Origin of the sequence: Virgibacillus subterraneus, assembly GCF_900110695.1 — a bacterium.
Taxonomy (GTDB): domain Bacteria; phylum Bacillota; class Bacilli; order Bacillales; family Amphibacillaceae; genus Lentibacillus; species Lentibacillus subterraneus.
Window position 1 is genome coordinate 84319 of record NZ_FOEH01000002.1, and the last position, 20751, is coordinate 105069.

Annotated in this window: 18 protein-coding genes; 17 read left to right on the forward strand and 1 reads right to left on the reverse strand. The window is 36.9% G+C overall.

What is annotated here, in order from left to right; all coding sequences use genetic code 11:
• Positions 1 to 98: 98 nt before the first annotated feature.
• From ystJ to BMY13_RS06880, 7 genes are all read left to right on the forward strand, one after another.
• Complete coding sequence (gene ystJ / locus BMY13_RS06850; protein ID WP_281243666.1) at positions 99 to 1337, forward strand: NADP-dependent malic enzyme; 1239 nt, start codon at positions 99 to 101, stop codon at positions 1335 to 1337.
• A 24-nt stretch (positions 1338 to 1361) separates the two neighbouring features.
• Positions 1362 to 1988 (forward strand): FadR/GntR family transcriptional regulator, encoded by a 627-nt coding sequence (locus BMY13_RS06855; protein WP_245736057.1) that lies wholly within the window; start codon positions 1362 to 1364, stop codon positions 1986 to 1988.
• Between the two features lie 120 nt (positions 1989 to 2108).
• Positions 2109 to 2972 carry an acetyl-CoA carboxylase, carboxyltransferase subunit beta gene (gene accD, locus BMY13_RS06860; protein ID WP_092492338.1) on the forward strand — a complete coding sequence of 288 codons (864 nt, stop codon included), beginning with the start codon at positions 2109 to 2111 and terminating at the stop codon, positions 2970 to 2972.
• On the forward strand, positions 2969 to 3925 hold the full coding sequence (gene accA / locus BMY13_RS06865) for an acetyl-CoA carboxylase carboxyl transferase subunit alpha (RefSeq protein WP_092492339.1): 957 nt from the start codon (positions 2969 to 2971) through the stop codon (positions 3923 to 3925). The genes accD and accA overlap by 4 nt, the downstream gene beginning before the upstream one ends.
• Before the next feature lie 627 nt (positions 3926 to 4552).
• Positions 4553 to 5512, forward strand: coding sequence for a 6-phosphofructokinase (gene pfkA, locus BMY13_RS06870; protein WP_092492340.1), 960 nt, complete (start codon positions 4553 to 4555; stop codon positions 5510 to 5512).
• Positions 5513 to 5534: 22 nt separating this feature from the next.
• The gene (pyk, locus tag BMY13_RS06875; protein ID WP_092503556.1) at positions 5535 to 7295 is read left to right on the forward strand and encodes a pyruvate kinase; all 1761 of its coding nucleotides are present in this window, start codon (positions 5535 to 5537) and stop codon (positions 7293 to 7295) included.
• A 375-nt stretch (positions 7296 to 7670) separates the two neighbouring features.
• A complete protein-coding gene (locus tag BMY13_RS06880) occupies positions 7671 to 8060 on the forward strand; it encodes an FxsA family protein (protein WP_092492342.1) in 390 nt (129 codons plus the stop codon).
• A 6-nt stretch (positions 8061 to 8066) separates the two neighbouring features.
• On the opposite strand, the gene ytvI is transcribed toward BMY13_RS06880, so the two are convergent.
• A complete protein-coding gene (ytvI, locus tag BMY13_RS06885) occupies positions 8067 to 9176 on the reverse strand; it encodes a sporulation integral membrane protein YtvI (RefSeq protein ID WP_092503558.1) in 1110 nt (369 codons plus the stop codon).
• 298 nt (positions 9177 to 9474) lie between these two features.
• On the opposite strand from ytvI, the gene citZ reads away from it, so the two are divergent.
• The 10 genes from citZ (at position 9475) to coaE (ending at position 20681) form a co-directional block, all read left to right on the forward strand.
• Positions 9475 to 10590: a citrate synthase gene (gene citZ / locus BMY13_RS06890; RefSeq protein WP_092503560.1), complete on the forward strand. Its 1116-nt coding sequence runs from the start codon at positions 9475 to 9477 to the stop codon at positions 10588 to 10590.
• A gap of 145 nt (positions 10591 to 10735) precedes the next feature.
• Positions 10736 to 12007: an NADP-dependent isocitrate dehydrogenase gene (icd, locus tag BMY13_RS06895; RefSeq protein WP_092503562.1), complete on the forward strand. Its 1272-nt coding sequence runs from the start codon at positions 10736 to 10738 to the stop codon at positions 12005 to 12007.
• Between the two features lie 157 nt (positions 12008 to 12164).
• A complete protein-coding gene (gene mdh, locus BMY13_RS06900) occupies positions 12165 to 13103 on the forward strand; it encodes a malate dehydrogenase (RefSeq protein WP_092503564.1) in 939 nt (312 codons plus the stop codon).
• A gap of 259 nt (positions 13104 to 13362) precedes the next feature.
• On the forward strand, positions 13363 to 13839 hold the full coding sequence (locus tag BMY13_RS06905) for a MaoC/PaaZ C-terminal domain-containing protein (RefSeq protein ID WP_092492347.1): 477 nt from the start codon (positions 13363 to 13365) through the stop codon (positions 13837 to 13839).
• Between the two features lie 380 nt (positions 13840 to 14219).
• Complete coding sequence (locus BMY13_RS06910) at positions 14220 to 14912, forward strand: response regulator transcription factor (RefSeq protein ID WP_092492348.1); 693 nt, start codon at positions 14220 to 14222, stop codon at positions 14910 to 14912.
• Complete coding sequence (pnpS, locus tag BMY13_RS06915) at positions 14912 to 16276, forward strand: two-component system histidine kinase PnpS (protein WP_092503566.1); 1365 nt, start codon at positions 14912 to 14914, stop codon at positions 16274 to 16276. The genes BMY13_RS06910 and pnpS overlap by 1 nt, the downstream gene beginning before the upstream one ends.
• A gap of 98 nt (positions 16277 to 16374) precedes the next feature.
• Positions 16375 to 16500: a hypothetical protein gene (locus tag BMY13_RS19905; protein ID WP_281243667.1), complete on the forward strand. Its 126-nt coding sequence runs from the start codon at positions 16375 to 16377 to the stop codon at positions 16498 to 16500.
• 69 nt (positions 16501 to 16569) lie between these two features.
• Positions 16570 to 19212, forward strand: coding sequence for a DNA polymerase I (gene polA, locus BMY13_RS06920; protein WP_092503568.1), 2643 nt, complete (start codon positions 16570 to 16572; stop codon positions 19210 to 19212).
• Between the two features lie 14 nt (positions 19213 to 19226).
• Positions 19227 to 20057 carry a DNA-formamidopyrimidine glycosylase gene (mutM, locus tag BMY13_RS06925; RefSeq protein WP_092492351.1) on the forward strand — a complete coding sequence of 277 codons (831 nt, stop codon included), beginning with the start codon at positions 19227 to 19229 and terminating at the stop codon, positions 20055 to 20057.
• Between the two features lie 9 nt (positions 20058 to 20066).
• Positions 20067 to 20681, forward strand: a complete 615-nt coding sequence (gene coaE / locus BMY13_RS06930) for a dephospho-CoA kinase (RefSeq protein WP_092503570.1) — start codon at positions 20067 to 20069, stop codon at positions 20679 to 20681.
• Positions 20682 to 20751: the final 70 nt, after the last annotated feature.

Below are 20751 nucleotides of genomic sequence, written 5' to 3' on the forward strand. Positions count from 1 at the left end.
ACACAATTTTCCCATCTGTTATAATTAAATAGTTAAGTGGTCAGACCACCATATGAATAAACATACAACAATTTCTACTACATAAAGGAGTGATCCACGTGTCTAACTTAAGAGACGAAGCACTGCATATGCACAAAGTGAATAAAGGAAAAATATCCACGGAATCAAAGGTACCAGTTCGTAATGCAAGAGATTTAAGTTTAGCATATTCACCAGGTGTTGCAGAGCCATGTAAAGAAATTTATGATCGTAAAGAAACAGTATACGATTATACCATGAAAGGCAATATGGTGGCTGTTGTAAGTGATGGTTCTGCTGTACTGGGTTTAGGTAACATAGGCCCAGAAGCAGCAATGCCGGTAATGGAAGGGAAGTCAGTACTTTTCAAAAGCTTTGCTGGTGTAGATTCTTTTCCAATTTGTTTGGCATCAAATAGCGTAGAAGAAATTGTTCAAACTGTTAAACTAATGGAACCAACTTTCGGAGGAGTTAACTTAGAGGATATTGCTGCACCAAATTGTTTTATTATTGAAGAAAGATTAAAAAAAGAAATGAATATACCAATATTTCATGATGACCAGCATGGTACAGCGATAGTGACTGTTGCCGGTTTAATTAATGCACTTAAATTAATCGGTAAATCATTCTCTGAAATTAAAGTTGTAGCGAATGGTGCTGGAGCCGCAGGTATTGCTATTATAAAATTATTATACAACTTCGGCGTTCGTGATATGATTATGTGTGATTCCAAAGGTGCAATCTTTGAAGGTAGATCCTATGGAATGAATGATGTAAAAGATCAAGTTGCTAAAATGACTAATAAAGATAATAAAGAAGGTTCATTAGAAGAAATGTTAGAGGGTGCAGATGTCTTCATTGGTGTTTCTGTTGGTGGGTTGTTATCGCAGGACATGATTAAAAAGATGAACGATGATCCGATTATTTTTGCAATGGCGAATCCTGATCCTGAAATCATGCCCAATGAAGCAAAAGAAGCAGGTGCGAAAGTAATTGGGACAGGACGTTCAGACTTTCCAAATCAGGTAAATAATGTGCTTGCATTCCCAGGAATATTTCGTGGGGCATTAGATGTCAGAGCAACCCGCATTAATGAAAAAATGAAAGTTGCAGCTGCAGAAGCGATTGCATCTTTAATAACTGAAGAAGAGTTAAATGCTGATTATGTCATTCCAGCTCCATTTGATTCGAGGGTGGCACCTCTTGTAGCGTCCAGTGTGGCACGTGCTGCAATGGAGTCTGGTGTTGCCAGAATTCATGTTGATCCAGAAAGCGTGGCCGAAAAGACAAGAAAGCTGACACACATTAATACGAAATAATTCACATGCTTAAGGGAGTGGTTCATGGCTGTGTCCATGTCACCTAAACAAAAAGTATATCAAGGCGTTTTACAGGAAATTCGTAAGTATATTGACAGTAACGATTTAGAGCCTGGGAATAAACTTCCATCTGAACGTGAACTAACGGATAAATTACAGGCAGGTAGGTCTTCCGTTCGAGAAGCATTAAGAGCAATGGAGCTTTTAGGATTAATTGAAACGAGGCGTGGTGAAGGCACTTATTTAAGCACATATCGCCCATATCAAACAGTTGAATTGCTATCATCATTTATCTTAAAGGAGAACAACACGAAAAAGGATCTGCTGGTTGCAAAAAAGGTAATGGAAAAAGAAGTAGCCAAGATTGCATATCATCGTATTAATAACAATGATATACATCAATTACACACTTTTATTCATGATAGCGAATTAGAGCCTATTGAGAAGCATGTTTCATTTTTTAACTATTTATTTGAGAAAGCAGATAATTTGTTGCTTGCAAAGGTGTGGCAATTAATGGATGAGTTTTCTTATACTATTGCTAAACTATCTTATGAAGAAGCATTTTACCTGGAGCTTATTCAACTCTATAAAACAAGGAATTATGAGATGATAGAGGAGTTATTTGATAAATTGTCAATGAGAAAATAATTATTTTATCGACGATTTATGACACCTTTTTTAGATGTTATTCGTTATAGTATATGAAAACGACATGAAGGTTTTACTTCCTGCTTGTTGTCTGGGTTTGTTAGAAAAGGAGGAATTACCTTGCTTAAGGATTTTTTTGGCAAGAAGAAAAAAAAATACGCTTCTATCCCGAGTGAACAGGGTAAACTCGAGGTACCAGAAGGACTAATGAAGAAATGCAGTGGATGTCATAAAATATATTATCGAAAAGAAATGCAAAAAAACGTAAATGTCTGTCCTAATTGTGATTATCATCAATCATTAACAGCCTGGGAACGTATCGGAAGTCTATTTGATGAGGGTACTTTTGAAGAATGGGACAAACAATTGACAACCACTAACCCGTTAGAATTTCCAGGGTATGAGGAAAAAATAGAAAAAGACCGTATTAAAACAGGGCTTAATGAAGGTGTGGTAACTGGTAAAGGCTCAATTAACGGACAACCTACAGCTTTCAGCGTCATGGACGCTAGTTTTCGAATGGGTAGTATGGGGTCAGTAATGGGTGAAAAAATCGCTCGTGCAATTGAGAATGCTAAAGATGAGTCATTGCCTTTAATTATATTTACTGCTTCTGGTGGTGCTAGGATGCAGGAAGGTGTTCTAAGCCTTATGCAAATGACAAAAACTTCTATAGCAATTAAGCGATTTTCCGAAGCAGGAGGTTTAATGATTTCGGTAATGACACATCCAACTACTGGTGGTGTCTCCGCGAGTTTTGCTTCATTGGGTGACTATAATTTCGCAGAACCGGGAGCTTTAATAGGATTTGCCGGTCGACGAATTATTGAACAAACGATTCGTGAAAAACTTCCAGATGATTTTCAAACGGCAGAATTTTTATTAAAGCATGGCCAGCTTGATAAAGTTGTTCATCGTCATGAAGTGAAATCCCTCCTAACCACATTACTTATAATGCATGGAAAGGGTGGAGAAACCTCATGAAACAAGTGCTTGATTTTGAAAAGCCAATCGTTAATCTCAAAGAGAAGATTGCTGAGTTAAAAGGGTTTACAGAAGATAGTGAAATGGATTTAACGGAAGAAATAACTACACTTGAGAAACGGCTGGAGATATTGGAAGATGATATTTATGGTAATCTGCAGCCATGGGATCGTGTACAAATGGCAAGGCATCAGGAACGGCCAACAACGTTGGATTATATTGAAGAAATATTTACAGACTTCATAGAATTCCATGGCGATCGCTTATATGGTGATGATGCTGCCATTGTCTCTGGAATAGCACTTTATCAAGGTAATCCTGTGACAGTAATTGGTCACCAGCGTGGAAAGGGTACAAAAGAAAATATTCATCGAAATTTTGGCATGCCCCACCCTGAAGGATATCGAAAAGCGTTAAGACATATGCGTCAGGCGGAAAAGTTTAACCGTCCGATTATTAGTTTTATCGATACAAAAGGAGCATATCCTGGTAAAGCAGCGGAAGAACGTGGACAGAGTGAAGCGATTGCTCACAATTTAATGGAAATGGCTGGACTTACTGTTCCGATTGTCTGCATTGTCATTGGTGAAGGTGGAAGTGGTGGAGCGTTGGGATTAGGTGTTGGAGATCATATCCATATGCTTGAGAACTCAACATATTCGGTTATTTCACCAGAAGGAGCAGCGGCTTTATTGTGGAAGGATTCCGGTCTTGCGAAGAAAGCAGCAGAAACGATGAAAATTACTTCCTATGATTTGAAGAAACTTGGTGTTATTGATCAAATAATTGACGAGCCAAAGGGTGGTGCACATCGTGATGTGAAGCTCCAGGCTGAAAATATCAATCATGTATTAGAGAAATCCCTTAAAGAATTAAGAGTACTGCAGTCGGATGAATTACTTGAGAAGAGATGGGAAAAATATAAACAAATTGGTGAATATAAAGAGATATAGACGATTAATGAGGTTGACAATTGTCAACCTTTTAGTCATTGTTTAGGAAACTATAAAATTTAAGTGCTGTGGATAACTGGACTCCCGAATCAGCCACGTCCAGCTTCGACGTACAGGATGTACTATTGCGGTTGACGACACAGGACGTGGCGTTCTCACTGGCCAGTGCCTAGCGCCTAGTGGACTTCCCTCCCCGTGTCTACGATAAGAAATAAAGGGTGTTCGACTAAAACCACCACATCCTGTGGCAACGTCGAACTACCCCACGTCCTGTGGGGCAGCTTACGCTCTTCATGTATCCTTTTCGCTTTCCAAGCATAAGATTCATCTTGACTTTCGCCATCATTGGCGATCAATCAAGTTCATCTAATCTCGGGGAAAGGAAGATCGACTAAGACCGCCGCTTTGCGCGGCAACGTCGAACTACCCGCAGCGCTGAGCAGGTGCTTGCGCTTTTGTTTTAATATGGCTTAAATAATTGATATTTTTCTATTTCCAATTATCTTTGGCAGATAAGAAAGTTTAAATACATTCTTACTGCATAAAGCGCAACTAAGGCACTCGCCATTATTGCTTGGCGAATACCAGGTTTTCTAAAAATAAACAAATAATATATGAGGTGAAAGAATGAAGAAAATTGGTGTATTAACGAGCGGTGGTGACGCACCTGGAATGAATGCTGCAATTCGTGCTGTTGTAAGAAAATCTATTTTTCATGATATGGAAATATACGGAGTTAAAAACGGCTTTCAAGGTCTAATAGACGGTAATATTGATAAAATGGATGTTGGATCTGTGGGAGATATAATTCAACGTGGAGGAACTGTATTGCGTTCTGCACGTTGTGAGGAGTTTAAAACTGATGAAGGCCAGCAAAAAGGTATTGAACAGCTGAGGAAGCATGATATCGAAGGGTTGATTGTAATTGGTGGTGACGGCAGTTTTCGAGGTGCTCAAAAGCTCAGTGAGAAAGGATACCCTTGTATAGGTGTTCCAGGTACAATCGATAATGATATTCCTGGAACGGATTTTACGATTGGATTTGACACGGCATTGAATACAATTATTGAAGCAATTGATAAAATACGTGATACTGCAACTTCACATGAACGTACATATGTTATTGAGGTCATGGGCAGGGATGCAGGGGATCTGGCATTATGGGCTGGACTTGCAGATGGTGCCGAAAGTATTCTTATTCCTGAAAAATCAGATGACTTTCAAGATGTAATCTTACGGCTTAATCGTGGGCATGAACGAGGGAAAAAACACAGTATCATCATATTAGCTGAAGGTGTTGGCAGCGGCTTTGCATATGGAGAACGTATCCAAGAGGAAACAAATCTGGAAACAAGAGTAACTGTTTTAGGCCATATTCAGCGTGGCGGATCCCCAACAGCCTCTGACCGAGTTTTGGCTAGCCGACTTGGTGCAATGGCAGTGGACTTACTACTATCTGGTAAAGGTGGGAGAATGGTCGGGATTCAAAACAATCAGATTGTCGATCATGATATTGTAGGAGTATTATCAGAAAAACATACAATTAATAATGATATGTACCAATTATCGAAAGAATTATCGATATAACGACAGTGAAGGAGGAAACAGAATGCGAAAAACAAAAATTGTTTGTACGATTGGACCAGCTTCTGAGTCGACAGAAATACTTGAACAATTGATAGAATCAGGAATGAACGTTGCGCGTCTGAATTTTTCCCATGGTGACTACGAAGAACATGGGCATCGTATTAGAAGTGTTAAAGAGACATCGGAAAAGCTAGGGAAAACAACTGCTGTTCTTTTAGATACAAAAGGACCGGAGATCAGAACAGGTTCTTTTGAAAATGGAGAAGCAGAGTTAATTGAGGATAAACCTGTTTATGTATCAATGGATGAAATAGTGGGTAATTCAGAGCGTTTTTCAGTTACGTACCAAGGTCTAATTGATGATGTGCATGTTGGGTCAAAAATACTTTTGGATGATGGATTAATTGAGTTGGAAGTACTCGGAATTGACTACTCAAATAAGGAAATTAAAACTAAACCATTGAATTCAGGTACGATAAAAAATAAAAAAGGTGTCAATGTTCCAAATGTAAAGGTGAACCTCCCTGGTATAACAGAAAAAGATGCAAAGGATATTGAATTTGGAATTGAGCAGGGTGTAGATTTTATTGCGGCATCATTTGTTCGTCGTCCGTCAGATATTCTAGAAATAAGAGAGTTATTGGAAAAGCATAATGCTACACAGATTCAAATAATTCCTAAAATAGAAAATCAAGAGGGTGTAGATAATATAGAATCAATCCTTGAAGTAAGTGATGGATTAATGGTTGCTCGTGGAGACTTGGGTGTGGAAATACCGCCTGAGGATGTTCCTTTAGTACAAAAGGATTTAATAAGGAAATGTAACACAGCAGGTAAACCGGTAATAACTGCTACACAAATGCTTGATTCGATGGAGCGTAATCCTAGACCTACTCGTGCAGAGGCATCTGATGTGGCCAATGCAATTTTTGATGGAACTGACGCAATCATGTTGTCTGGGGAAACTGCTGCAGGAAATTACCCAGTAGAATCTGTTCAAACAATGAGTAACATCGCTTTAAAGGCTGAGTCAGGCCTGGATCATAAAATGATACTAACTAATCGTTCAAAATCCGTTGATATGACAATAACAGATGCGATTAGTCAGTCGGTCACACACACAGCTATGAATTTGTCTGTTGGTGCAATTATAACCCCAACTGAAAGCGGCCACACTGCTCGAATGATATCAAAGTATCGTCCAAAGTCACCTATAGTTGCAGTAACTTTTTCAGAATCAGTTAACCGTCAACTTGCCTTGGTGTGGGGTGTTCATTCAATCATGGGACAAAAAGCACGCTCCACTGATGAAATGCTGGACATTGCAGTTGATAGAGGATTAAGTACTAACCTCTTTGAGCGTGGTAGCAGAGTTCTTATTACAGCAGGTGTTCCAGTTGGTGAAAGTGGCACAACTAACTTAATGAAAGTGCATGTGATAGGTGATGTTATGGCTAAAGGACAAGGAATAGGCCGTGGTAACGCATATGGTAAAGCAATAGTCGCCAAAAATTCTAAGGATGCCATAGAAAGACTGGGTGAAAATGACATACTTGTAACTTATGGAACTGACCGTGACATGATGGAAGCAATTGAAAAAGCAAGTGGAATTGTGACGCAGGAAGGCGGTTTGACTTCTCATGCTGCTGTTGTCGGGTTAAGTCTTGGAATTCCGGTAATTGTCGGTGTTAAAGATGTATTCAATCTAATTGAAGATGGTGAAGATATTACGATCGACGGCGCAAAAGGCGATATATACAAAGGACATGCAAGTGTACTGTAGTCTCAAAAGCTGAAGAGGTGAAGCAATATATGGACTGCGCCCGATCCTCGACATTGCCACGCAAAGTGGCAGTTTTAGTCGATCTCCTTTAAATCCGTATGAGACAAAGGATATGTGAGGAGAGAAATCGATTCGACGTTGAATTATCGTAAAAATTAAGAAGGAAGTCCATCAGTTGCTGTGAATCGTGAAAACGCCACGTCTTGTGGCGCAATCGGAACTAGTACGTTATGTACGTTGAAGCTGAATGGGGTTTAAATGGTTGATAATTATTTCACAGGTCTTATATATTATAATTACATGAAATAGAGTGTAGAAAAAGAAGGGGTTACCCCTTCTTTTTCTACACATAGGATGTAAGAAAGGGTGAAATCTATGCGTTGGTTGTTACTGGCACTTCTAATCTTACCTGCGATGGAAATTGGAGTGTTTATTTGGATTGGCGGCATTATTGGTCCTTGGTGGGTTGTTGGCTTAATTTTACTTACCGGTGTTGTAGGAGTGACAATTGCTAAGAATCAAGGAATTGATACTTGGAATCGCGCACAGCAGTCAATGAGCTATGGTCAGGTACCGGCTCATGAAATAGTAGATGGTATTTGTATTTTTGTCGGAGCTGTTTTTTTATTCTCACCCGGCTTTATAACAGATGCTGTTGGATTTACGCTGGTTCTTCCGTTTACAAGAGGACCTTTTAAGTTAATGCTTCAACGATTCTTCAAGGATCGGATAAACAAAGGAAAAATCATCTACCGAAAATGGTAGAATAATTTATGGACCTTTTATAAACTGTCCTATCTGATTAAAAACGCCCGCTTGGTAAAAAGCATTGCCAATAATTAATAGAATGGGTCCGATAAATAACCCTGAAACACCCCATATTTGTATGCCTGCAAACAAAGCTACAAGTGCTGCAAGTGGATTTAAATCTATATTACTGGATAATATTTTTGGTTCGAAAAGTTGCCGTTGAACTACCACAATCATATATAAAATTGTTATTGAAATAGTGAGTGAGTAGTTTGCTGTTAAAAATAAATAGAGAATCCATGGAATAAATATGATTCCAGTACCAACGAGTGGGAGAATATCAGCAAGTGCAGCTATCAATGTAATTGTTAATGCATATTCAACCTTCAGAATAATCAGCCCAACAAAAATGATGAAGGCTGATATCGAGATGAGTAATAATTGTGCTTTAAAAAAACCAAACATGGCTTTTTGCAAATGATTCCAAATGTTCATGCTAGTTTCAAGTACAGTTTCGGGTATCATTTTTTTAAATGATTGAACAAGATTATTCCAATCGTTTGTGATGATAAAAGTTGCAATTATAGTAAATATAAATAAAGTAAGGGATCCAGGCAATAAAGTTAATGTGACTGGAATCTGTAATAATATATTCTGCAGGAAATTTGTTCCTAATGAAGCAAGTTGATTAATAATCTGTTTCAAATTAGTACTAATGGTTTCCTGCTGGGTGGGATTTAATGTATGAAAAAATGAAGTAAGTTTATGATATAAAGGTAAGAGGTATTCATTTATTAAATCCTCCATAATAAATATAAATGTGCGAAAGTGAGTTGGAATATTCTCTGCTAAGTATGTTGTTCCTTGAATTAATTCCGTAATAATAAAAATTAGGAGTCCAATCAAAATTAAAAAGGCAACAGCCATTACTATAAGAGTAGCAATTACACGTGGTATCCTTATTCTTTCTTCCAAAAATGTAACGAACGGATTCATAAATAATGATAGTACGATCGCAAGAAGGAATGGATAAAAAGATGGAACTGTTAATTGGAGGATAAAATATATAGCTACAAAGGTAAAAATCACTATGGAGAACCTTAATAACTGATAAAGTTTATGCTTGTACAATTCAAACCCTCCATATACATCATTTCATACGTTTACTATGTTACATATGATAAAGAATGGAAAAATAGACATAGAACAGTTAATTAAGGTAGTAAAACAGAATAAGGAGCTGATGTATAGTTTGCTTATATAAAATTATTGGCGAATTTAATCGGTTTCAATTCACATTGAGTTCATAATACTTTATAATTGTTCATGGGGATGACAATGTTATATTGTAAGAATATTGTCAAATGTAATTAATAGTTAATTTATTCTAAATCAGTGAATAATTAATAGAAAAAGGAGAGGGTTTGTTATGACAACCACTAAAGGGCTTGAAGGAGTTGTCGCAACTCAGTCGTCGGTTAGTTCTATTATCGATGATCAACTAACATATGTTGGTTATAGAATTGACGATTTAGCAGAGAATTCAAGTTTTGAAGAGGTAGTTTATTTATTATGGAATCTAAAACTACCTACAAAATCAGAGCTTGATACTTTTAAAGCTGACTTAGCATCCAATATGGAGTTACCTGAAGCTGTTATCGATCATTTGCGTTCCTATGATTTGTCAACAGTTCATCCAATGGCTGCACTGCGTTCTGCAGTATCAATACTTGGATTATATGATGAAGAGTCAGATGTGATGGAGGAAGCAGCAAATAAGCGAAAAGCACTGCGTCTGCAAGCTAAAATCGCTACCATCGTTACTGCGTTTGCTCGTATCCGCCAAGGAAAAGAACCAGTTAAACCCAAAAAAGAATTAGGCTTTGCGGCTAACTTCTTGTACATGTTAAATGGTGAAGAAGCAAAAGATGTTGAAGTTGAAGCAATTAATAAAGCTTTAGTACTTCATGCTGATCATGAACTAAATGCTTCTACATTTACAGCAAGAGTATGTGTAGCAACATTATCAGATATTTATTCTGGTGTAACAGCTGCAATTGGCGCATTAAAAGGACCATTACATGGTGGTGCCAATGAGCGAGTTATGAAAATGTTAACTGATATTGGCGACGAGGGAAATGCAATTCCGCATATTAAAGAAAAAATAGCAAACAAAGAGAAAATTATGGGAATGGGACATCGAGTATATAAGAATGGTGACCCAAGAGCGAAACACTTGAAACGTATGTCAAAAGAATTAACCAAAACAAGTGGACAATCAAAATGGTATAACATGTCTGTGAAAATTGAAGACTTTATTAAAGAAGAAAAAGGTCTCCCGGCAAATGTTGATTTTTATTCAGCTTCTGTTTATCATAGCCTAGGGATTGACCATGATTTATTCACACCAATTTTTGCTACAAGCCGTGTTTCCGGATGGTTAGCTCATATTCTTGAACAGTATGATAACAACCGTTTAATTCGCCCAAGAGCTGAATATATTGGTCCAAAAACACAAGATTACAAACCGATTGAAGATCGCTAGAACTTGATAGAGATAAGGGCCTGTACGTGAACGCCCTAAGTCAGGTCTGAATCATACAGGTCGCTACTCTAATCGGCTGTTACCAAGACATAGTGTATTTATGATAAAATAATCATGTATGAAGATGACTAGGAGGTATTTTTTTATGACACAAGGAGAAAAAATTACAGTTGAGAACGGAAGGATGAGTGTTCCGAACCGTCCGATAGTTCCATTTATCGAGGGTGACGGTACTGGACCAGATATCTGGGCTGCAGCACGAAAAGTAATCGAAGCATCCGTTAAGAAGGCGTATAACGGTGAAAAAGAAATTGAGTGGACTGAAGTTTACGCTGGTCAAAAAGCTTATGATAAAACTGGTGAGTGGCTTCCACAAGACACACTTGACATGATTGATAAATATAAAATTGCAATCAAAGGCCCACTAACAACACCAATCGGTGGCGGTATTCGTTCGTTAAACGTTGCTTTGCGTCAGGAATTGGATTTATTCACTTGTTTACGTCCCGTGCGCTATTTTGACGGTGTTCCATCACCAGTTAAACGTCCTGAAGATGTTGACATGGTCATTTTCCGTGAAAATACAGAGGATATTTATGCAGGGATTGAGTGGCAAAAAGGGTCTGCAGAAGCGAAAAAAGTAATTAACTTTTTGAAAAATGAGATGGATGTTAACAATATCCGCTTTCCAGAAACTTCAGGAATTGGTGTGAAACCAGTATCTGAAGAGGGAACAAAACGTTTAGTTCGTTCAAGCATCGAGTATGCGCTAAATGAGGGACGTAAAAGTGTTACTCTAGTACATAAAGGTAACATCATGAAATATACGGAAGGTGCATTTAAGGCTTGGGGATATGAAGTTGCTGAACAAGAGTATGGTGATAAAGTATTTACTTGGGCAGAATATGACCGTATAGTTGAAAAAGATGGTAAAGATGCAGCAAACAAGGCACAGGATGAAGCCGTAGCTGCAGGAAGATTGCTTGTAAAAGATGCAATTGCTGACATTTTTCTTCAACAAATCCTAACTCGTCCTAAAGAATTTGATGTTGTTGCTACAATGAATCTTAATGGTGACTACATTTCTGATGCTTTAGCAGCACAAGTTGGCGGAATTGGAATTGCTCCAGGAGCGAACATCAACTATGATACTGGTCATGCAATTTTTGAAGCAACACATGGTACTGCACCTAAATATGCAGGAATGGATAAGGTTAATCCATCTTCAGTAATTCTTTCAGCTGTATTAATGCTTGAACATCTTGAATGGAGAGAAGCTGCAGATCTTATTACAAAAGCAATGGATAAAACAATTGGTTCTAAAGTTGTAACATATGATTTCGCCAGAATGATGGATGGTGCAAAAGAAGTTAAAACATCTGAATTCGGTGATGAACTAATCAAAAATATGGATTAATAACAATAGTTGAAGTACCCGGTCAGATATTTATTGACCGGGTACGGCTATTGTATTGTTCGCAGTTTATAGATTTTGGCAGTTGTAAAGGTAAAACTGCTGTCATACTGTATAAGTGTAACTATATTGTAAATTTCTTATTGGAAGGGGAATAACAATGGCTATCAAACGTAAAAAGATTTCTGTTATCGGCTCTGGTTTTACTGGAGCTACTACTGCTTTGATGATGGCGCAAAAGGAACTAGGGGACGTAGTATTGGTTGATATTCCGGATATGGAAGATCCAACAAAGGGTAAAGCATTGGATATGCTTGAAGCTAGTCCTGTACAGGGCTTTGATGCAAAGGTTACCGGAACTGCAAATTATGAAGAAACAAAAGACTCGGACCTTGTAATCATTACAGCAGGTATCGCCCGTAAACCTGGTATGAGCCGTGATGATTTAGTAAATACAAATGCTAAAATTATGAAATCAGTTGCCGGCGATATTGCAAAATATGCTCCAGATTCTATTATTGTTGTACTGTCAAACCCTGTAGATGCGATGACATATACGGCATTTAAAGAATCTGGTTTCCCTAAAGAACGTGTTATTGGTCAATCAGGTGTACTTGATACAGGTCGTTTTCGTACATTTGTTGCCGAGGAGCTAAACCTTTCTGTAAAAGATATAACAGGGTTTGTTCTTGGTGGCCACGGAGATGACATGGTTCCATTAATCCGCTATTCCTATGCAGGCGGAATTCCATTAGAAAAATTAATTCCAAAAGAGCGTCTTGATGAAATAGTTGCACGTACTCGTAAAGGCGGCGGGGAGATTGTTGGCCTACTGGGTAATGGCAGTGCATATTATGCACCAGCTGCTTCTTTAACTGTAATGGCTGAAGCAATCCTCAAAGATCAACGTCGTGTACTCCCATCAATAGCATATTTAGAAGGTGAATATGGCTATAAAGATATTTATCTTGGCGTTCCAACGATATTAGGTGGTAGAGGAATTGAAGATATCATCGAGTTAGACCTAACAGAAGAGGAAAAATCTGCATTGAATAAATCAGCAGAATCAGTTAAAAATGTTCTTAATGTATTAGAGTAATCTCTGATGAAAGCTTCTTTTTACGCATATATTAAGGTAAAAAGAAGTTTTTTTAGCAGTTAAGTAAGCTATAAATCCTTTCTTACTCATAAGCGCAACTAGACTTTTCGCCATTATAGCTTGGCGAGAAGCCAAGTTATTAAGCAATTAAGGAAAGTGAAATACGCTTTTATAAATACCATGTTAAACTATAATAGTATGGCGTTAACTTCTTTTTTTTGGTATAATAGTAAACGCTTACATATATGGGGGTGATGACGTGATTGGTAAAAAGAGAAAGCTTGGCAAGAAAATTAACGATTTACAAATTGGTGATTCCTACACAGCATCACATATTATAGAAGATAGAGATTTGTTATTATATTTAGGATTAACAAATGATGCAAATCCATTATACATTCAACATGATTATGCATCACAAACAGCTTATCAACAGCCGATCGTACCATCAGTTATGTTATTTGGAGCAGTATCTTCCATTGTGTCAATGCATTTACCTGGGCCCGGGAGTCATATTACACAGCATGAAATGACATTTCCAAAACCTGTTTTTCATTACTCGGAAGTAAAAATTACGCTGGAAATAATTGCAATTGATCAGGAAAACCATCAAATAACATTATCTGTAGTCGGATATGATACTGAAGGTGATAAAATTTTACATGGCAAGCTTCATGTATGTCCGGCATACGAGCCTGAATCCATAACAGGTGCTTCTCTTGAAAACTTCTTTTAAACAGGTGAATACTATCACTATTGTAGTGGTAGTATTTTTTTGCAGTTAAAAAAGTATAAATTCTTTCTTATTGCATAAGTGCCCCCGTTTAGGCTTACACTCCAAAGTATAAGGGCTGTTCTAATAAAGCAAAATACACTTTCATAAAGAACCCATTAACAATGCTAAGTTTTCTAATTGGCTAATCTTTTCAACATGAAAAGGATTTATCAGCCAAAAAGAAACTTAATAGAGCTCCTATCCAGAAAATCAAATAGAATAACGAACCTAATGAAATACAGCTCTTTGTAAATTATTCTTTACATGCTAACATATTCACATTGTTGTCAGTTCAATGTATGATTAATTTATTATACGTTTTATAGAAATGGGGACTATTGATGAGGAAAAAAATTCTTATTGTCGATGACGAAGCATCAATCGTTACGCTTTTAAAATTTAATGTGGAACAAGCAGGCTTTGAAGTAGATGAAGCATATGATGGACTGCAGGCTATTCAAAAAGCGAAGGAATCTAGTTATGACCTCATTCTGCTGGACTTAATGCTTCCGGAAATGGACGGAATGGACGTCTGCAGACATTTACGTAATAATAAAATCGATACACCTATTCTAATGCTAACGGCAAAGGATGACGAATTTGACAAGGTTTTAGGTTTGGAATTAGGTGCAGATGATTACCTTACAAAACCATTCAGTCCTAAAGAAGTTGTAGCTCGTATCAAGGCTATCTTGAGACGATCACAAAAATCCGAAGAAACTGATTTTACTTCAATACGAATTGGAGAATTATTTATATATCCTGATCGTTATGAGGCAGAAATGAATGATACCACGTTAACATTTACCAGGAAAGAATTTGAACTTTTGTATTATCTTGCTGCACATAAAGATAAAGTTTTATCAAGAGATCAGCTGCTAAGTGCGGTGTGGAACTATGATTTTGTTGGAGATACGCGGATTGTCGATGTTCATGTAAGTCATTTACGTGAAAAGATTGAACCAGACACGAAAAAACCAGCATATATTAAAACAGTTCGGGGGCTGGGATACAAATTGGAGGAACCGAAGTAATGAAAGTTATATTTTCAAGACCTTTATTTGCATACATTATGGGGCTTTTAATACTTGTTTTTGTTTCGGGAGCTGTTTTAAGTCAACTTACAAATGAATATATTATTCTTGGTTCTATCTTAACAGTGGAATATATTATCCTATTGTTGATTATGCTTCATGTTTACGACAAATATATGAAACCAATAAAAAAGGCATCCAATACAATTGATGAACTCGTAAAAGGGAATTATCTTGCACGTATTCACCATACTTCAAGTGGAAGTGTAGCAGAACTCAGTAATAAGATTAATATATTAGCAAGAAACCTGAGTGAATTTGCCATTCAGGAGCAAATGCAGGAAAAACAATTATCCACTGTAATTGATAATACACAAAGTGGACTAGTATTACTTGATGAAAAAGGGTATATACACTTAGTTAATAGGAAATTCCTATCGATGTTCGGCGGAGTTCCCCATGATTATAATGGATTCCTGTATTATGAAGTGCTGGATAACGAAAAAATCCATCAAACCGTACAGCAAACTTTTTTGTATGAAAAAAACGTAAAGGAATCGTTTACGCAAGTAATTGAAGTAGATAAAAAATACATAGAAATTGTAGGTGCCCCGATATTTAATGAACGTAACATGTTAAAAGGTGCTGTTCTAGTGTTATATGATATAACACATTTGAAAAAGCTTGAATTGATGCGAAAAGATTTTGTTGCAAATGTATCACATGAACTTAAAACACCAATTACCTCAATTAAGGGGTTTGCTGAAACATTACTGGATGGTGCGATGAATGATAGTGAAACTCTAAAAAATTTCTTAATTATCATTAACGATGAAAGTACCAGATTGCAGGGTTTAATAGAAGACTTATTAACTTTATCACGGCTGGAAAAAGATGAATTTAAGTTAGTTAGAAGAACACTCAATATGAATGATTTAGTTGATGAAGTATTACCTATTATAAAACAATCTGCTGAACAAAAGGGTATTTCGTTAACGGCCGAAGTAGGCGATAGTATCTCACTACAGGCTGATAAAGAAAGGATTAAGCAGATAGTAATCAACCTGCTTACAAATGCTATAAGTTACACGTCAGAAGAGGGCGAAGTAAAGCTAACGGTTACAGATACGGAAGATGAAGTCCATATTCAGGTATCAGATACAGGTATTGGAATCAATCAGGAAGCTATTCCAAGGATATTTGAGCGCTTTTATCGTGTTGACAAAGCACGAAGCAGAAATACTGGTGGAACTGGATTAGGGCTTGCGATCGTTAAGCATATTGTAGAAGTGCATGAGGGGAAAATTTCGGTAGATAGTGAACCGAACAATGGTTCAACGTTTCATGTATATTTGCCAAAGTAACAGCAGTTTGAGCCTTCCTGTAAAAGTTATTTAAAGAACAATCGTGTCCCTTTTTGTTATACTATTATCATAAAGTGATTCGTGAAGGAGAATGATAATTGGACATAAGTAATATTGGCGTAATCATTATAATAGTTATTGCATACTTGCCTGTTATATATAATATGCAGAAGCGAATTCGGAAATTGGAAGATGAATTGAATGAAATGAGAAAACGGATGTAAATTTTTCATTTAAGCTTGTACCATGATAAAATGTGTTTAGTGATTTCACGGTATGATTGGAGGATTACTATGTCAAATAAACTAGTCTTAATTGATGGAAATAGCATTATATATCGTGCCTTTTTTGCATTACCATTATTAAATAATGATAAAGGTGTCTATACAAATGCTGTTTATGGATTTACAACAATGTTGCTAAAAATTCTTGAGGATGAGAAGCCAACACATATGTTAGTTGCGTTTGATGCAGGAAAGACAACGTTTCGTCATGAAACATATAAAGAATATAAAGGTGGCCGGCAAAAGACTCCACCTGAGTTATCAGAACAGTTTCCTGTATTAAAAGAAGTGTTGGATGCTTTTCAGATTCCACATTATCAGTTGGACCAATATGAAGCGGACGACATTATCGGAACACTTTCAAAACAGGGTAAGAACAATAATTGGGATGTAACGGTTATTTCCGGTGATAAGGATTTGTTACAGCTAGTATCAGATGAAGTTACTGTTAACCTTACGAAAAAGGGGCTAAGTGACGTTGAATCTTATACACCATCGTTCATGAAAGAAAAGATGGAAATAGACCCAGATCAAATTATAGATCTTAAAGCATTAATGGGTGATAGTTCAGATAATATTCCAGGTGTTCCGGGTGTTGGTCAAAAGACAGCGACAAAATTAATAAAGCAATACCACACACTTGAAAATGTTTACGAACACGTGGATGAAGTAAGTGGAAAGAAGTTAAAAGAAAAACTAGTCGACCATAAATCTGAAGCATTTATGAGTAAACAGCTCGTTACAATCAATTGTGATTCTCCGATAAAAGTTTCAACGGATGATCTTACATACGAGGGGTATCAGCAATCAGATGTAAGTGCCATTTTTAAAGATTTGGGATTCCTTTCTTTGTTAACTAGACTTACTGGTGATCCTACCGAAGAAAATGATATTACCCAAGGTCTTAGTGAAATTAACTATACCATCCTTAACGAGGTAACTGAAGAAATTTTTACTGAGAAAAATGCAGCATTGGTAGTGGAAATGCTTAAGGAGAACTATCACCAAGCTCCAATTGAAGGATTTGGTCTAGTTGATGGTTCAAATGCCTATTTTATACCAACAACTGTAGCGTTAAACTCAAATGCGTTTAAAAAATGGGCGGAGGATATAACAAAATCCAAAATAGTCTTTGATGCTAAGAAAACTTTGGTTGCTTTACTGAACGAAGGTGTACATATTCAGGGGATTTCCTTTGATATGCTTTTGACATCATACTTACTCAATCCATCTGAAAATAACCATGATATCCCTGCTATTGGACATCGGACTGGTGAAACGGATGTCTCATTTGATGAAGAAGTATACGGAAAAGGTGCAAAAATGAAAGTGCCGGAACAGGATGTATTGGCAGAACATGTTGTCCGCAAAACAAATTTACTATTTAATGTAAAAGATAAAATGGAAGAACAATTGAAAGCGAACGAGCAATTTGAACTACTTAAAGAATTAGAAATGCCGCTAGCACTAATTTTAGGTGAGATGGAGCATACTGGTGTTCAGGTTGATATAGAAAGACTTGAGGCAATGGGAGTTTCGCTTAAGGAGCGCTTGAAGAATATTGAGAAAGAAGTTTATGAACTTGCGGGCGAAGAATTTAATTTAAATTCTCCTAAACAATTAGGACCTATACTATTTGAAAAACTGGAACTCCCAGTAATCAAAAAGACTAAGACTGGTTACTCTACTGCTGCAGATGTCCTGGAGCAATTGGAATCGGAACATGAAATTATCCCAAAGCTTCTTTTATATAGGCAGCTTGGTAAACTTCAATCAACCTATATTGAAGGGTTATTAAAAGTGGTGGATCGTAACAGTAATAAAATTCATACCCGGTTCAATCAAGCATTAACACAAACTGGAAGGTTGAGCTCAATTGATCCAAATCTGCAAAACATTCCGATCCGGTTGGAGGAAGGACGTAAAATTCGCCAGGCATTTATACCTGCAAAAGAGGACTGGATAATGTTTGCAGCTGACTACTCGCAAATTGAGCTACGTGTGCTTGCACATATTGCAAAAGATGAAAAGTTAGTTGCTGCATTTAAAAACGATATCGATATCCATACTCAAACTGCGATGGATGTTTTTCATGTGGAAAAGGATGACGTGACATCAAATATGCGCAGACAAGCTAAAGCAGTTAACTTTGGTATTGTCTATGGGATAAGTGATTATGGACTTTCTCAGAGTTTGGGCATTACACGTAAGGAAGCGAAACAGTTTATTGAGCGCTATTTTGAAAGTTATCCAGGTGTAAGAAAGTATATGGATGAAATTGTTCAGGAAGCAAAGCATCAGGGTTATGTTACAACATTCATGATGCGCAGAAGATATTTGCCAGAAATAACGAGCAGAAATTTTAATTTGCGATCTTTCGCTGAAAGGACGGCAATGAACACACCCATCCAGGGCAGTGCGGCGGATATTATTAAGAAAGCAATGATTGATTTACATCAAAAGCTAATGGACGAGAAATTGGAAGCACGTATAATATTACAAGTACATGATGAGTTAATTATAGAAGCACCAAAGAGCGAAATTGAAAAACTAAAAGAAATAGTCCCAGCTATAATGGAGAATACTATAGAATTGTCTGTCCCGCTGAAGGTAGATTATGAATATGGTGATAGCTGGTTTGATGCAAAATAAGGAGAATCAGGAACATGCCAGAATTACCAGAAGTCGAAACAATAAAAAAAACATTAAAACGATTTGTTATCAATAAAACCATTGCAGATGTTTCTGTTCTATGGCCAAATATTATAAAAAGACCTGATGATGCAGAACAATTCAAGCATTTATTAACTGGACAAACAATCTATGATATAAAACGTAAAGGAAAATTTTTGTTATTTCAGCTTGATGAATCTGTGCTTATCTCTCATTTACGTATGGAAGGAAAGTACAGTGTCCACTCATCTGAAGAACCAATGAAAAAGCATACACACGTTATTTTTAGCTTTACGGATGGGGAAGAGCTTCGTTACAATGATGTGCGTAAATTTGGAACTATGCATGTTTTTAATAAAGGTGACGAATTCAATCATAAACCACTGAATCAATTAGGACCTGACCCCTTTGATGAAGAATTTACACTTGATTATTTTTATAAAAAACTCAAAAAAACTGAACGCGTTATTAAAGCGGTATTATTGGACCAAAATATTGTTGCTGGCTTAGGGAATATTTATGTTGATGAAACACTGTTCAGAGCAAATATTCACCCATTGAAAAAAGCAAGCAGGTTAACGAAAAGAGAAGTGAAAGTAATACAAGAACAAGCAATAATCACACTTAGTGATGCAGTTGGCCAAGGTGGAACAACAATTCGCTCCTATGTTAATGGACAAGGCCAAATGGGAATGTTTCAACAAGAACTATTTGTTTATGGACAAGAAAATCAACCATGTAAAAATTGCGGAAAGCCAATTGTAAAAATGAAAATCGGTGGACGTGGTACACACGTTTGTATATCCTGCCAAAAATTTAAGTGAGGTATAGCAATGGCACTAGTACTCGGTTTAACGGGAAGTATAGCAAGCGGGAAAAGCACCATATCATTAATGTTCGATGATTTTAATATTCCAGTAGTTGATGCGGATAAACTATCACGTGAAGTTGTAATGCCAGGGGAGAAGGCCTATGAGCAAATCGTAGAGACATTTGGCCAAGAAATATTGCGTGATGATAAGGCACTAGATAGAAAAAAATTAGGAAATATTATCTTTAATGATGAATCAAAACGTAAACAATTAAATGGTATTGTACATCCTGCAGTCAGAGAAAAGATGCTGGTAAGAAGAGATGGCTATGTAGAATCTGGAGCGGAATGTGTTGTACTTGATATTCCATTGCTATTTGAAAGCAAATTAACTGATTTTGTCGACAAAACAGTTGTTGTATACGTGGATGAGGACGTTCAAGTGCAACGGCTAATGGAACGTGATGAATATTCAGAGGAAGAGGCATATCAACGAATTAATGCTCAGATCTCTGTTAAAGAGAAAGCAAACCTTGCCGATGCTGTTATTGACAACAATGGAACAAAGCAAGAGTCATATCGGCAGCTGGAAGACCTGCTAAAAAAATGGAATGTAAATGAAGCTAAAGAAGCCTAGGAATAATTTTTCCTAGGCTTTTATCAACTTTTGAGCACATTTTCATATAATTATGTTATACTATTTATGA

Coding starts and splice junctions, on each gene's coding strand:
- BMY13_RS06855 (WP_245736057.1), top strand. CDS start 1,362: ATGGCTGTGTCCATGTCACCTAAACAAAAAGTATATCAAGGCGTTTTA.
- accA (WP_092492339.1), top strand. CDS start 2,969: ATGAAACAAGTGCTTGATTTTGAAAAGCCAATCGTTAATCTCAAAGAG.
- pfkA (WP_092492340.1), top strand. CDS start 4,553: ATGAAGAAAATTGGTGTATTAACGAGCGGTGGTGACGCACCTGGAATG.
- pyk (WP_092503556.1), top strand. CDS start 5,535: ATGCGAAAAACAAAAATTGTTTGTACGATTGGACCAGCTTCTGAGTCG.
- BMY13_RS06880 (WP_092492342.1), top strand. CDS start 7,671: ATGCGTTGGTTGTTACTGGCACTTCTAATCTTACCTGCGATGGAAATT.
- citZ (WP_092503560.1), top strand. CDS start 9,475: ATGACAACCACTAAAGGGCTTGAAGGAGTTGTCGCAACTCAGTCGTCG.
- icd (WP_092503562.1), top strand. CDS start 10,736: ATGACACAAGGAGAAAAAATTACAGTTGAGAACGGAAGGATGAGTGTT.
- mdh (WP_092503564.1), top strand. CDS start 12,165: ATGGCTATCAAACGTAAAAAGATTTCTGTTATCGGCTCTGGTTTTACT.
- BMY13_RS06910 (WP_092492348.1), top strand. CDS start 14,220: ATGAGGAAAAAAATTCTTATTGTCGATGACGAAGCATCAATCGTTACG.
- pnpS (WP_092503566.1), top strand. CDS start 14,912: ATGAAAGTTATATTTTCAAGACCTTTATTTGCATACATTATGGGGCTT.
- polA (WP_092503568.1), top strand. CDS start 16,570: ATGTCAAATAAACTAGTCTTAATTGATGGAAATAGCATTATATATCGT.
- mutM (WP_092492351.1), top strand. CDS start 19,227: ATGCCAGAATTACCAGAAGTCGAAACAATAAAAAAAACATTAAAACGA.
- coaE (WP_092503570.1), top strand. CDS start 20,067: ATGGCACTAGTACTCGGTTTAACGGGAAGTATAGCAAGCGGGAAAAGC.